The organism is Nonomuraea sp. NPDC046570, assembly GCF_040645915.1.
GTDB lineage: Bacteria > Actinomycetota > Actinomycetes > Streptosporangiales > Streptosporangiaceae > Nonomuraea.
In genome coordinates, this window is record NZ_JBEYZF010000001.1 from 537,591 (window position 1) to 550,255 (window position 12,665).

General features: G+C 70.3%; 12 protein-coding genes and 1 tRNA gene. 4 read left to right on the plus strand and 9 right to left on the minus strand.

Annotated elements, in window-relative coordinates:
- Position 1 precedes the first annotated feature (1 nt).
- Positions 2-382, plus strand: coding sequence for a Rid family detoxifying hydrolase (locus tag ABZ911_RS02495; RefSeq protein WP_358050819.1), 381 nt, complete (start codon positions 2-4; stop codon positions 380-382).
- Between the two features lie 16 nt (positions 383-398).
- Complete coding sequence (locus ABZ911_RS02500) at positions 399-1,586, plus strand: hypothetical protein (protein WP_358050823.1); 1,188 nt, start codon at positions 399-401, stop codon at positions 1,584-1,586.
- Here the strand turns inward: ABZ911_RS02500 and ABZ911_RS02505 are convergent.
- The 3 genes from ABZ911_RS02505 to ABZ911_RS02515 are packed head-to-tail and all read right to left on the minus strand — an operon-like array spanning position 1,579 to position 3,716.
- Positions 1,579-2,484: an alpha/beta hydrolase family protein gene (locus ABZ911_RS02505; protein ID WP_358050826.1), complete on the minus strand. Its 906-nt coding sequence runs from the start codon at positions 2,482-2,484 to the stop codon at positions 1,579-1,581. The two genes, ABZ911_RS02500 and ABZ911_RS02505, sit on opposite strands and share 8 nt — an antisense overlap.
- A 52-nt stretch (positions 2,485-2,536) precedes the next feature.
- Entirely contained in the window at positions 2,537-3,091 is a 555-nt protein-coding gene (locus ABZ911_RS02510; RefSeq protein WP_358050829.1) for a TetR/AcrR family transcriptional regulator, read from the minus strand.
- 10 nt (positions 3,092-3,101) lie between these two features.
- The gene (locus ABZ911_RS02515) at positions 3,102-3,716 is read right to left on the minus strand and encodes a LysE family translocator (protein WP_358051438.1); all 615 of its coding nucleotides are present in this window, start codon (positions 3,714-3,716) and stop codon (positions 3,102-3,104) included.
- Positions 3,717-3,835: 119 nt separating this feature from the next.
- Between ABZ911_RS02515 and ABZ911_RS02520 the strand changes: the two genes are divergently transcribed.
- The gene (locus tag ABZ911_RS02520) at positions 3,836-6,580 is read left to right on the plus strand and encodes an AAA family ATPase (RefSeq protein WP_358050832.1); all 2,745 of its coding nucleotides are present in this window, start codon (positions 3,836-3,838) and stop codon (positions 6,578-6,580) included.
- A gap of 226 nt (positions 6,581-6,806) precedes the next feature.
- Here the strand turns inward: ABZ911_RS02520 and ABZ911_RS02525 are convergent, their stop codons facing one another.
- The gene (locus tag ABZ911_RS02525; protein WP_358050835.1) at positions 6,807-7,193 is read right to left on the minus strand and encodes a response regulator; all 387 of its coding nucleotides are present in this window, start codon (positions 7,191-7,193) and stop codon (positions 6,807-6,809) included.
- 116 nt (positions 7,194-7,309) lie between these two features.
- Here ABZ911_RS02525 and ABZ911_RS02530 point away from each other — a divergent pair.
- A tRNA-Arg gene (locus ABZ911_RS02530) sits at positions 7,310-7,381 on the plus strand.
- Between the two features lie 135 nt (positions 7,382-7,516).
- Here ABZ911_RS02530 and ABZ911_RS02535 read toward each other — a convergent pair.
- From ABZ911_RS02535 to ABZ911_RS02555, 5 genes are all read right to left on the minus strand, one after another.
- Entirely contained in the window at positions 7,517-8,881 is a 1,365-nt protein-coding gene (locus ABZ911_RS02535; protein WP_358050837.1) for a site-specific integrase, read from the minus strand.
- Positions 8,882-8,889: 8 nt separating this feature from the next.
- A complete protein-coding gene (locus ABZ911_RS02540) occupies positions 8,890-9,084 on the minus strand; it encodes a helix-turn-helix domain-containing protein (protein WP_358050840.1) in 195 nt (64 codons plus the stop codon).
- A gap of 136 nt (positions 9,085-9,220) precedes the next feature.
- Positions 9,221-10,432: a DUF3631 domain-containing protein gene (locus ABZ911_RS02545; protein ID WP_358050843.1), complete on the minus strand. Its 1,212-nt coding sequence runs from the start codon at positions 10,430-10,432 to the stop codon at positions 9,221-9,223.
- On the minus strand, positions 10,429-11,382 hold the full coding sequence (locus ABZ911_RS02550) for a bifunctional DNA primase/polymerase (RefSeq protein WP_358050846.1): 954 nt from the start codon (positions 11,380-11,382) through the stop codon (positions 10,429-10,431). Before ABZ911_RS02550 ends, ABZ911_RS02545 begins: the two co-directional genes overlap by 4 nt.
- Positions 11,379-12,452 (minus strand): phosphoadenosine phosphosulfate reductase family protein, encoded by a 1,074-nt coding sequence (locus ABZ911_RS02555; RefSeq protein WP_358050849.1) that lies wholly within the window; start codon positions 12,450-12,452, stop codon positions 11,379-11,381. The genes ABZ911_RS02550 and ABZ911_RS02555 overlap by 4 nt, the downstream gene beginning before the upstream one ends.
- Between the last annotated feature and the right edge of the window lie 213 nt (positions 12,453-12,665).

Consider the following 12,665-nt stretch of genomic DNA (forward strand, 5'->3'; position numbering starts at 1 on the left):
CATGAAGAAGGAGCTCAGGACCACCGAAGGCGCGGCCCCGGTCGGCGCCTACTCGCAGGGCCTGGTGGTCGGCGACTTCGTCTACACCTCCGGCGCGGGCCCCCTCGACCCGCAGACCGGCGAGGTCGTCGGCGACGACATCGTCACCCAGACCCACCAGGTCATGCGGAACCTCGGCGCGATCCTGGCCGCGCACGGCCTGGGGTTCGACGACGTGGTGAAGTCGACCGTCCACCTGCAGCACGTCAAGCGGGACTTCGCCGCCTACAACGAGGTCTACCAGTCATACTTCACCCAGCCGTACCCCGTCCGCACGACCGTGGGCTCGGACCTGCTGGACATCCTGGTGGAGATCGACTTCGTCGCACACAAGAGCGTCTGACGCCGGAGGTCGGCCTGTGGACAGTTCCGTTTACGTCTTCGTCGAGGACCTGCGTGGCGAGGGCATGGAGAAGGTGCTCGACCGCGTCCGCGGGCTCGGCGTGACGGGCGTGACGGTCGGCGCGGTGCACCATGCCACCAGGGACGTCACCCCGCACGGTCTGTCCAGGCTGACCCTGCGCCAGGACGGCGCGCACTTCCCGCTGCCCGAGGACCTGTTCGCCGACCTGCGGCTGCGGCCCCCGGTGGGGTACACCGACGTCTTCGACGGGCTGCGCGCCGCCTGCGCCGAACGCTCGCTGAAGCTGCACGCGTGGACGGTGTTCCTGCGCAACGAGACCATCGGCGCCGAGCATCCCGACGTCACCGTGCGCAACTGCTTCGGCGACCGCGGCTACCCGACCGACCTCTGCCCGGCCCATCCCGACGTACGGCTCTACGCCGTGGCGCTGGCCAGGGCGGTGGCCAGGCTCGGCGTGAACAGCGTGGTCGCCGAGTCGCTGCACTACCGCCCGCTCAAGGCCGAGCGCTCGTTCGTCCCGCTCGGCCCCATGGACGCCTACCTGATGGCCCTGTGCTTCTGCGACTACTGCATGCGCAGGGCCGCCGACCTGGGCGTCAACGCCGAGGTGGCGCGCGAGGAGTGCGTCAGGATCGTCGGCGCCGTGTTCGACGGCCAGCCGCCCGCGCAGGGCGAGGTCACCCGGGCCGCGCTGACCGCCTACGCCGGGCCCGACGTCGTCGCCTACGCCCGCGCCCGCTCCGAGACCGTCACCTCGCTCGTCTCCGACGTCTCGGCCGCGGTCGCCGCCGAGGGCTCGCAGCTCGTCTTCCTCGACTACACCGGCTCGGTCAAGGGCTACAAGCACGGCCTGCCCTCGCCGGGGCTGGCCGCGCACGACGCCTGGCAGCTCGGCGTCGACCTGGTCGCGCTCGGCGACCTGGTGCCGTCCTTCGCCGTGCTCGCCTACGCGCGCGACGCCGCGCGGGTGGCCGACGACGTGGGCGCCTACCTGCGCTCGGTGGGCAAGGAGCGGGAGGTGCGGGCGGTGCTCAGACCCGGCTACCCGGACAGCGACACGGTCGACCGGCTGGTCGCGAAGGTGCGCGGGGCCAGGGCGGCCGGGGCGACGGCGGTCGACTTCTACGCCTACGGGCTGGTTCCGTATCCCGTGCTCGAACGGATCGCCACCGCGCTCAGCTGATCGCCCTCACCAGCATCGGCAGCGCGGCGCGCAGCTCTCTCGACCAGTACGGCCAGGAGTGCCTGCCCGGGCCGTACAGGTTCGCGGTCACCTTCACTCCCGCCTTGCGGGCGGCGGCGATGAACGCGCGGTTCTCGTTCAGGATGAAGCGCTCGCCGTCGTCGCGCCCGGCGCCCCTCGCGTCGAACGGGCCGGGGGTGCCGTCGCCGCACGAGACGTAGACGGGGATGTCCTTCAGTCTGGCCACCAGGGCCGTCGGGTTGTGCTCGGCGACGCGCGCGCTGTCCGGGCCCCACAGGTCGGCCGGGTCGTCGGGGGTCTGGCCGACGATGTGGCGCACGTCCTGGTCGCTGACGTCGACGAGGCCGGAGAAGGAGGCCGCCGCCTGGAACATGCCCGGGTGGCGGGCGGCGTAGGACAGCGCGCCGAAGCCGCCCATGGACAGGCCCGCCACCGCCCGGCGGTCGCTCGCGCCGTACTTGCCCTCGACCAGCTTCCTGACCTCGGTGAGATGGAAGGTCTCCCACTTCGGGCCGTTGAGCCAGTCGGAGTAGAAGCCCGCGTAGCCGCCCTCCGGGATCACCACGATGACGCCGGCGTCCTCGGTGATCTCGTCGGCGCCGCCCTCGCTGACCCAGCCGGGTCCGCCGCTGCCGCAGCAGCCTTCGAGCAGGTACAGGACCGGCCAGACGCCCCCGGGGCGCCACCCCTCGGGCAGCAGCACCTCGACCTGCGCGGTACGGCCCAGCGCGGGCGAGTCGATCTCCAGCTCGACCAGCCGCCCCTGCCTGCTCTCGCTGACCACCACCGCCTGCTTGGGTGCCGGGGGTTCGGCCGGACCGGAACCGCAGCCGGAGACCAGCAGCAGGAGGGAGGCGAGAAGCAGGCGAATCGGCAAGGCGGCTCCCCGAACGAGGGTGTCTCAGCGACCAATCCTGATTTATCAGCCTCTATCGCGCTAGAGGGAAGACCCCGTCGAGCACCGCCGACACCGCCCGCTCCGCGAAGTCGTCATCCAGGTCGAAGCCCCGGAACACCGCCCGCATCCATACCGCCCCGCCCAGCAGGTCCACGATCAGCATGGGGTCGGCGTCCGGCGCCAGCTCGCCTCGCCGTACCGCGCGCTCGAAGATCTGGCCCTCCCGGGTGAGCCGGTCGGTGAAGAAGCGGCGCGCATCGAGCTCGGGGTGGTGCACGGCCGCGCCGAGCGCGGCCACCGCCACGTCCTTGGCCGGGGGCCTGGTGAGCAGTCGGCGCACGTTCTCCACCAGGGCCGTCAGGTCGCCGCGCAGGCTGCCGGTGTCGGGCGCGTCGTAGGCGAGCAGGTCGGCGTCCACCAGGGCCGCGCCGAGCAGCGCCGCCTTCGACGGCCACCAGCGGTAGATGGTCGTCTTGTTGACCCCCGACCGCTCGGCCACCCCCTCGATCGTCAGCCGCTCATACCCCCGGTCCGCCAGCAGGTCCAGCGTCGCGGTGAAGATCTCGCGCTGCTTCCTCGGTGCCATGGCAGAGATGCTAGGCGGCCTTCCTGCCGGTGAACGCCGTGAGCACGCCGAGGCCCAGGTAGACGAAGCCGCTGATGTACCTGATGGTCTTGGCCTTGCGGGCCAGCCGCTCGCTGAAGGCGCCCGCGGTGAACGCGTAGAGCATGTCGGACAGCAGCCCGAGCGTCAGCGTGGTCAGGCCGAGGACGACGATCTGCAGCGTGGGCGAGCCGGCCGACGGGTCCACGAACTGCGGCAGGAACGCCAGGAAGAACAGGATGACCTTGGGGTTGAGCACGTTCACCAGCACGCCCTCAAGGAACACCGAGCGCAGCGGCTGTGGCTCGGGCGTCCGTCCGGCCACCTCGTCCTTGCTGGTCAGCGTACGGATGCCCAGGTAGACCAGGTAGGCGACGCCCGCCCACTTCACCACCCCGAACAGCGCGGCGGAGTTGGCGATGAGGTAGCTCAGCCCGGCGGCGGCCGCGGCGATGTGCACCAGCGTGCCCATCTCCACCCCGAACGCGCTGGCCAGCCCCGCGGCCCGGCCCTGGGCCAGGCCGCGCGCCGTGATGTACAGGTGGTTCGGGCCTGGGATCACGACCAGCGCGAGCGAGGCGCCGATGAACAGCACGAGCGTCGACATGGAGATCACGGCACCTGACCGTAGGGCTCTTTGGTCCGTCCGGTAAGGCCAATAGGGTCAAGGTTTCCTGGGCCAATAGGGATGTCCCGATAGCGTGGGATAGTGGCGTGGTGACCGGGGTGCTGATTGGCCGAACCGCTGAGCTGGGCGGACTGGTCCGCGTGCTCGAATCCGCCGCGACCGGCCTGGCGGGCGTCGCGCTGATCGGCGGCGACGCGGGGATCGGCAAGACCCGGCTGGTCGCCGAGGTGGTCGCCGAGGCTCGCGAGCGCGGCTTCCGCGTCATGCTCGGGCAGTGCGCCGAGCTGGGGGACGCGCTGCCGTACCTGCCGCTGAGCGACGCGCTGCGCGGCGCCGAGCCGATGATCCGCGCGGGGGTCGAGGCGCGGCCCATCCTCGGGCGGCTGCTGGAAGGGGAGGGCGCCGAGGCGGGGTCGGCGGGGCTGACGCAGCAGCGGCTGTTCGGGTCGCTGCTCGGGCTGCTCGCCGACGTACAGCCCGTGCTGTTCGTGATCGAGGACCTGCACTGGGCCGACCGCTCCACCCGCGACCTGCTGGTCTTCCTCAGCCGCATGGCGCAGAACGAGCAGGTCTGCCTCGTCGGCACCTACCGCACCGACGACCTGCACCGCCGCCACCCCCTCCGCTCCGTCCTCGCCGAACTCAAGCGCCTCCCCACGGTCACCCCCCTCGAACTCCGCCCCCTCAACCCCGCCGACATGTCCGACTATCTCGCCACGTTGGGTGACATAGGGGCTCGGGCGCTGGGGGAGGTCATCGACCGCGCCGAAGGCAACCCGTTCTACGCCGAGGAGCTGTTCGCCGCCGCCAGCGAAGGCGAGGCGCTGCCCGACGGCCTGGCCGGACTGCTGATGTCCCGCGTCGAGCTGCTGTGCGAAGCCGGGCAGGGCGTGCTGCGCGCCGCCGCGGTGGCGGGCCGCCGCGTCGCCGACGACCTGCTGCGCGAGGTCACCGGGCTGCCCGTCGGCGACTTCGAGGACGCCGTCCGGGAGATCGTCTCGCGCGGCCTGCTGCTCCCCGACGGGTACGGCTACGCCTTCCGCCACGCCCTCCTCCAGGAGGCCGTGTACACCGACCTGCTGCCCGGCGAACGCACCCGCCTGCACGCCGCCTTCGCCCGGCGGCTCACCTCACCCGCCGAACTGGCCCACCACCACCTCGCCGGACACGACCTCGCCGGAGCCCTCACCGCCTCCGCCGAAGCCGGACGCATCGCCGAACGCCTCGGCGCCCCCGCCGAAGCCCACAGCCACTACGACCAGGTACTCGGCCTCTGGGACCGGGTCGACGACCCCGCCGGGCTGGCCGGCGAGAGCCGGGTCGCACTCGCCCTGCGCAGCGCCGTCATGGCCGCCACCAGCGGCGACAACCACCGCGCCGTCACCCAGCTCCGCGCCCTGATCGGCACCGAGGCGCCACAGTCCGAGGTGCACGAACGCCTTGCCTACTACCTCCTCGACCTCGACCAGCAGCCCGCCGCCATCGCCGCGGCCGACACCGCCGTGAGCCTGGCCGCCGACGACCCGGCGCTCGCCCGCGCGCTGGCCACCCTCGCCCGCTGCCTGTCGTGGAGCTCCAGGCACCCCGAGCTCGAAGGCCACGCCCGCCGCGCCCTCCAACTCGCCCGCGCCTGCGGCGCCCGCGACGCCGAGGTCAGCGCCCTGATCACGCTCGCCTCCGCCGCCGAACTCCAAGGCGACTTCGCCCGCGCCGAAGAACTGTTCGCCACCGCCTGGCAGCAGAGCTCCGGCGACCTGGCCACCGACCTGCGCGCCCACTTCAACCGCGCCCGCATCCAGTACGAACTCGGCGACCTCGACACAGCCGCCGACTCCGCCGCCGCAGGCGTCAAACTCGCCTTCGAAACCGGCCTGGCCTGGAGCACGTACGGCACCGACCTGCGCTTCCTGCGCTTCATCATCCACTACGTGTCAGGAGAGTGGGACCAGGCCCAGGAGATGGCCCGCGGGTTCGGCGCCCGAGCCGGGACCGTCCCCGAAGCCCTCCTGTCCGCGTACGCGCTGTTCGTCGAAGTGGCCCGCGGACTGCCGACCGTCGAAGACCGGCTCGCCTGGCTGCGGCCCTTCTGGACCGACAACTTCACCGCCTACATCTCGCGCGGCCTGGCCGCCGAACACGCCCTGTGGCGCGGCGACCCCGCCACCGCCCTGGAACACGTCGAAGCCGTCCTCGCCATCCTCGCCCCCGGCGACCCCGGCGTCATCCGCATCTGCGCCGTCGGCCTGTCCGCCCTGTCCGCCCTCGGCACCCCCGCCGGAGCCGACGCCCTGATCGCCCGCGCCCGGTACGCCGCCGCCAACGGCCCCACCGGCGCCCGCGGCGACATGGGCCTCGAAGGCCGTGCCTGGCGCCTGCGCGCCGAAGCCGAATGGCACCGCGCCTGCGGCCGCCACGACCCCACCACCTGGCAGACAGCCGTCACAGCCTTCGAGTACGGCTTCGCCTACGAACAGGCACGCTCCCAATGGCGCCTCTCCGAAGCCCACCTGGCCACCGGGAACCGACCCGAGGCGCTGACCGCCTGGACCGCCGCCCGAGCCACCGCCGCAGGCCTGGGGGCCAGACCGCTGGAAGCCGCTCTGGTGGAGCTCGGGAAACGAGCCCGGTTCGTGGGCGGGGGAGTCGCGGGCGGGCTGACGGCTCGGGAAGTGGAAGTGCTGGCGCTGGTGGCCGAAGGGCTGGCCAACCGGGAGATCGCGGCGCGGCTGTTCATCGCGCAGAAGACGGTGAGCGTGCACGTATCCAACATCCTCGGGAAGCTGGAGGTCTCCACCCGGACCCAGGCTGCGGCGGTGGCGCGTCAGCAGGGGCTGCTGCCTTGAGGGGGCTGTTGGACCCGGCGATGTAACGGCGGCCAGCCGACGCGCCCGAGTAGCGTCGGACAGGCGGGGCCCGGCCCCGTGCCGGGCGGGGGAGGGTGGGGTGGCTTGCCGTATCTTGCGGATCCCCTGGCCCCGCGCGGGAACGCAGCGCGGTTCGACCTGCGAGGTCGCCCAGACCGACCTGCGGGGTCCGTCCAGACCGAATCGCGGGTCGCCCAGAGGTGGTTCAGGCGCGGGCCGTGGCCGCCAGATCGCGGACCACCTGGATCAGCTCCGCCGGATCGAACGGCTTCGTCAGATAGGCGTCGACCCCGATCCCGAGCCCGCGCCGCCGATCATCCTCCTGCGCCCTGGCGGTGATCAGCACCACCTTGATGTGGCTGGTGTCCTCCTCGCCGCGCAACCGCGACGCCGTCACCCACCCGTCCAGGCGCGGCATCATCACATCCAGCGTGATGACATCAGGCATCACATCCCGCACCCGATCCAGACAGTCCTGCCCATCGGTCGCGGTCGCCACCTCAAACCCCTCAAGGGTCAGATTGACCGCGATGAGCTGCCGGATGACCTCATCATCGTCTACAACCAGAACTCTGCCCAGATCCTCGCCCACGGCCACGAAGCTAACCCCTGGAAGGGGGGTCACGTGCGGTTTTCGAGGGATGTCCGAGCAGAGCTTCATGTGGTGCGGACCGGCCCCCGTTTACTGGTAGCCTTATGACGCGTCGCGCCCCCTTAGCTCAGGGGATAGAGCACCGGCCTCCGGAGCCGGGTGCGCAGGTTCGAATCCTGCAGGGGGCACACGATCCAGACCAGCGTCTTCTAGGCGCTGACCAGGGTGAACGGCATAGGAACGGGCGGGTCTCCAGTCTCACGGAGTCCCGCCCGTTCTCATTGGCGCTCACTGGCTGTGGGCCACCTGTGGGCCAACTTCGATCACGTCTTGAGTGCCGCTTCTATGCGCTGGTTGATCTGCTCGTCTCGCCCGTCCAGGCACTTGGCGTAGCGCTTGAGCAGAACTTCCACACTGTTGCCGGCGCGTTCGGCCACCGTCGTCGGGTCGACTCCCACGTTGAGCCAGGTGGACAGGGCCGCGTGCCGCAGGTCATAGGGCTTCCCCGCGAGAGGGGATGCGACCTGTTGCGGGGTGAAGGCGAAGCGTCGGGACTCCTCCCACGCTCGTGAGTAGGTGGAGGCGCCGAGTACGCCGCCGCGTTCGTTGCGGAAGAGCCGGCCGTCCGGGGCCGTGCCGAACTCTTCCAGGTGGGCGCACAGTATGGCCACGAGTTCGGGCGGGATCGGCACGAACCGTACGGCGCGTTCGTCGCGCTGCTTGAGTCCGCGTTTGTCGTGGACGTCCCCGCTGTCGGTCCATTGCTTCCCGCTGCTGGGACGCGTGATTTCGAGGGTGAGAAGTCCCCATCCGTTCTCGGGCAATTGGCAGTCGGCTTTCCTGAGTCCAACAGCCTCGGCGGGCCTTACGCCCGCGTAGTAGAGCGTGGCGAAGAATGCCATCAGGCGGCGGCCTCGGGCGCGGCGCCAGCTCCCGACGTAGGACGCGCTGATGAGCAGTTCGCGAGCCTGCGCAGGGTTGACCACGCAACGTCGGTCAATCGAAACGTCTCGGACGATCTTCTTTCGTTTCACGCGCTTGAGCGGGTTCTCTGACAGTTCATCGAGGTCAATGGCGTATTCGAGGGCGGTGTTCAGTCCTCGGCGGCGTCGTGCCGTAGTGTCAGCCGCGGCGCGTTTGCCGTCGCGTGTGAGAGCGAGTTCCTCACTCACCCGGCGTATGACGATGGGGTCTTCCAGCTCTCTCACGGCTAGCGTGCCCTTTCGGAGAAGCCGCACAGCGACCTCAATGCGGGGAGGAACGGCCGCGTCTTCCTCCCGTGGGATCAGTGCCCATTGCATCGCAGCTCTGATGTCCTTCTTAGGCAGGTCGGACGCTTCCCCGTCGAGCAGGGCGAATGTGGTGACGGTGAGGCTGTCCACGATGCTTTCCCTGGTCTTTGCGGCGGCGTCTTTCCAGCGCATGGCCACGTACTTGTGGGCGAAGTCGTACCAGCTCATGACAGCCTTTTCCGTCTTGAGCATGGATGCGGGCAGGCCGGTGACGGTATCGAACGACTCGCCCTTCTTAGCGGCCTTGAGCAGGTCGGCGCGGAAGTGGTCAGCCAGCGCACGTGTCAGAAACGACTTGGACTTCGGTTCGCTGCCGACCTTCCAACGAAGTTCGTACGGCTTCGCCCTGCCCTTGCGGTGCCTGATGTTCCAGATGACAACGTCCAAGGTCTCCATGGGGCCTCCTAGGCTGCGGTCTGCTCGAAGGTGGTAAGCCAGGCGTCCAGGTCGCCACGGCGGATCTTGCGCTTGCCGTTGGGGAGCTTGAGGGACTTGGGTCCGCGCCCTGTGTTCAACCAGCGGTAGAAGGTGGACTTCGGGACGTCGATCTCATCGAGAACGTCAGCGATGGTGAGCATGGTCTTGGCTCGCGTTGTCATGGTCGCGACTGCCTTTCGGGCGGGAGTCGGTACGTCTTGGACCGCGCAGGGGAGCTTTTGGCAGGGGTAGCCGTACCTGCCGTACCAGCCCTGTTTTGGCTGGTCAGGGCTGGTACGGCCTTTTCGGTGGTACGGCTTAAGCCGTACCGGGGATGTAAGCCTCATCGCCCTGACCTGCGCTGTTGACCGTGGTACGGCCGGTACGGCTTCCCCGGGTGAAGTTGAGCAACTCCCCCTCGGGAAGGGGGGCAATGGCCGGGCAGTATCGTGTCCAGGCGTCGGCGAAGTCGATGCGCTGGTAACCCTTGGCCTGCCCGGTGGGGAAGCGGATCGTGGCCGATCTGATGTCGTACTCGCGCAGGATCACGCCCAGCTTCATCGCGGTCAGTCCAGCGGGCCCGTAGTCGGCCCATGGGGCTTCCGGGTCGGCTTTGAGCCGCTCCAACAGGGTCGCGGTGGGTAGGGCGGTGTCGGTGGCGAACGCGGTGCGGCAGTCGGCCAGCAGCCGTACTCGGTTGGAGGTTTCGCCGTTGTCGTCGGCCTCGGCGGTGAGTGCGAGCACTGCGGCGCGGGCGCGGTCGGGCCAGTGTCCGCCGGCGTGGTCGGCGACGGCGACCAGGGGTTCCCAGGTGTCGGCGGCGCGGTCTTCGACGGGCATGGGCGGTTCGGCCTGTTCCAGGGTGGCCAGGTCGGCGCGTAGCCACAGATTGAGGTCTTCGGCGAGCTGGCGCAGCGCGGGCCGGTCGCGGCGGTGGCGGTAGGGGGCGACGGTTTCGCCGGGGCCGCGGCGGCGCATGCGGACGACGACGGCGCGGTCTTCGATGGTGTCGGGCATGGCGCCGATGCCGGCGAGTGCGGCCATGGCGAAGGTGGGGATGGATTCCACTCGGTTGGCGTTGGCGTCGTAGCGTTTGGCGGGCCGGTTGCGCTGGTGGCCGGCGTTGAGAAGGCCGCGCAGGTCCTCGTTCCCGTCGGCTTTCGGCCCGAAGATGGTGTCGGCTTCGTCTACGAGCATGGTGGGCGGGTCCTCGCTGATCGAGCGGTATACCGCGGCGGACGAGGAGTTGACGGTGATGAACGGTGCGTGGCAGCACGCCTCGACCACGTCGAGCAGCCGGGATTTGCCGCACCGCTTTTCCGGGGCGCGGATGACCAGGCGGGGGGCGTGTGCCCAGGCGGGTTGGGCGTGGGTGGCGGCGATCCACAGCACCACTGCGTCGGCGGCCTCAGGGCTGGGCAGGATGACGTAGCGGGTGAGCGCGGCGAGCAGGGCGTCCAGCAGGGTCGCGCCGTGGCGCTCGGGTTCGGGCATGGGGTCGGCTCCCGTGTGCGTGGGCGGGGTGGTCATGCGGCGACCGTCCGGGGGCGTTTGGCGCCGGCGCGTAGGCCGGAGGCGACGGTGCGGAGCGTTTCGGCGGGGCTCAGCCCGGCGGCGCCCCCCTCCTGTTCCAGCAGGGTTGTCACCTCGGACTCGGAGAGCGAGCCGCCGGCGACGAGTTGTCCCAGGGCGATGGCGGCGAGGTAGAGCGATCCGTTGCGCTGGCCTATCGGAGCGTCGGCGACGCGTCGCAGTTCGCGGGTGATGGCCGCGCGCAGGTAGGCGCCCTGCCGGGTGTCGGGCAGGGACATCCGTGCCGGTTGGGATGCCGGTCGGGGTGGGGGGACAAGCTGCTGAAACAGGAGGGGGGGTAGTGGGGCGGGGGTGGTGTTGTGTAGTACCTCGTAGGTGCCGGTGCCGTCGGGGAGGTTGACGTAGCTGCCGGGGCCGAGGACGTAGCCGCCGCATGCGCGGGTGTCGATCAGCCATCCGAGCCCGTTGCCCTGGTCGCCTTCGGTGTTGCCGAGCCGGATGTTGTCGGGGGCGCTGTAGTAGAGGTGGGTTCCGGCGCGGCGGGTGCGGACGGTGAAGGTCTCGAACGGCAAGGGCTCGTCGGCTCGGTCGAACAGCAGAGCAAGCACGTCCGCGCCTTCGGTCACCCCCGGCAGGTCCCAGGGGGACGGGGGGCGAAGCCCCTCCATTCCGGGTTTGGGTTTGTCGAGGTCCACCACGACCAGTCGGGAGGGGCCGCAGGCGATGCCGATGTTGTACGGGGCTCGCGTCCACCAGCGGCGGATCAGGTCGGCCTCGGTGGTGGCGTTGGCCTCCCAGTCGGTGAAGCCACGCGCGGGCGGCTTGTCGGCGACAGAGACGGGGAAGACGTGCCAGCCGCGGGCGGCGGCGGCCAGGGCGTAGCGCATCGGATTGGTGGCGGCGGTCATGCTGCCCTCCCCGCGCTCCAGGTAGGTGCGCCCGATCATGACCCGGCCTTTTGAACCGTGTGGAGGATGGCGGACTTGCCGGTGGTCGGGGTGGGAAGTTGAACCACGGTGGGCGGGGCGGGAGGTGTGCAGGAGGTGGGCGTGGCCGGGGTGAGAAGTCCTTGTTGGACCCACAGGTCCATCAGGTCGGTTTGCCCGGCCAGGGGCGCAGGACAGGAGGAGCACAGTCGTCCGGCGATGCTGCCGGGCGTGGGCTGGGTACCGCTGGGCGGGGCCTGGCCCCACTTGCATGCCGGGATCCCGGCGGCTTCGGCGCGCTTTTCCAGGGAGCGGATGCGGTAGGCGGTCTTGGGATAGAAGAACTCGATCTCCTCCAGCTCGTTCGGTTTGGCGTAGGCGCCGCACAGGCATTCGCCGGACATGTGCAGGTGGTCGGCGACCGGGTTACGCGGGATGAGGTAGCGGTCCCGGTACTCGCGCATCTGGGTGTTGGTCCAGTGCGCCAGCGGCGAGCACCAGATGATGCCGCCGTCGGGGTCGATCTCGGCGGCGGTGCGGAAGCGCCGGTCGGACTCATCCCAGCGCATCCCGGCCAGGTAGAGCACTTTGCGGGACCGGCCATGGGTGCCGACGATGGCGGCGCGGTTGCGTTGGAGGGGTTCGTTCTTCAGCCGCCGGTACATCACGCTGTGCCCGGCCGGGCCGGGGAAGCCCTTCCACACCGGGCGGATTCCGGCATTGGGGCCGGTGCGGGCGATGACCTGGCCGAGGATGAGGTCTTCGTAGGAGTCGCGCGGGTGCAGCTCCCGCAGCGGCAGGTTCCACGCGGCGGCGATGGCGCGGACGTGCTGGCGGGTGTCGTCGATGCCGATGCCGGTGTTGACGTGCACCACCGCGTCATCGGCAGAGGAGTCGAGGTAAGGGCGCACCAGGTGCAGCAGCACCATGGAGTCGTTGCCGCCGGACACGAGCGCTTGCCGAGCGACGATGGGATACCGGTCCAGGGCCTCGGTGATGATGTCGTGACTGCGGGCGATGGCCTGGTCCAGAGTGCGTAGCGGCGGCCGGGTTGCAGCTTTGAGGGGGCGACCGGTGACAGCGTCGGGCATGCCCGGGAGTGTCGGCATCAGCAACTGGCGACGGCCCATCAGGCAGCCCTCCTTTGAGTGGAAGTGACGTTCGGGGTGCGCGCCGGGAACGTCGACCGGGACGATGGCCCGGTCAAGGTCATGCAGTTGGTGCAGTTCTTCGGGTGGCGGGGTGGTGAGCCGGGGCGGGTGGCGACGTGTTCCTCGCAGCACAGGACGCAGCCGGTGCGGTGG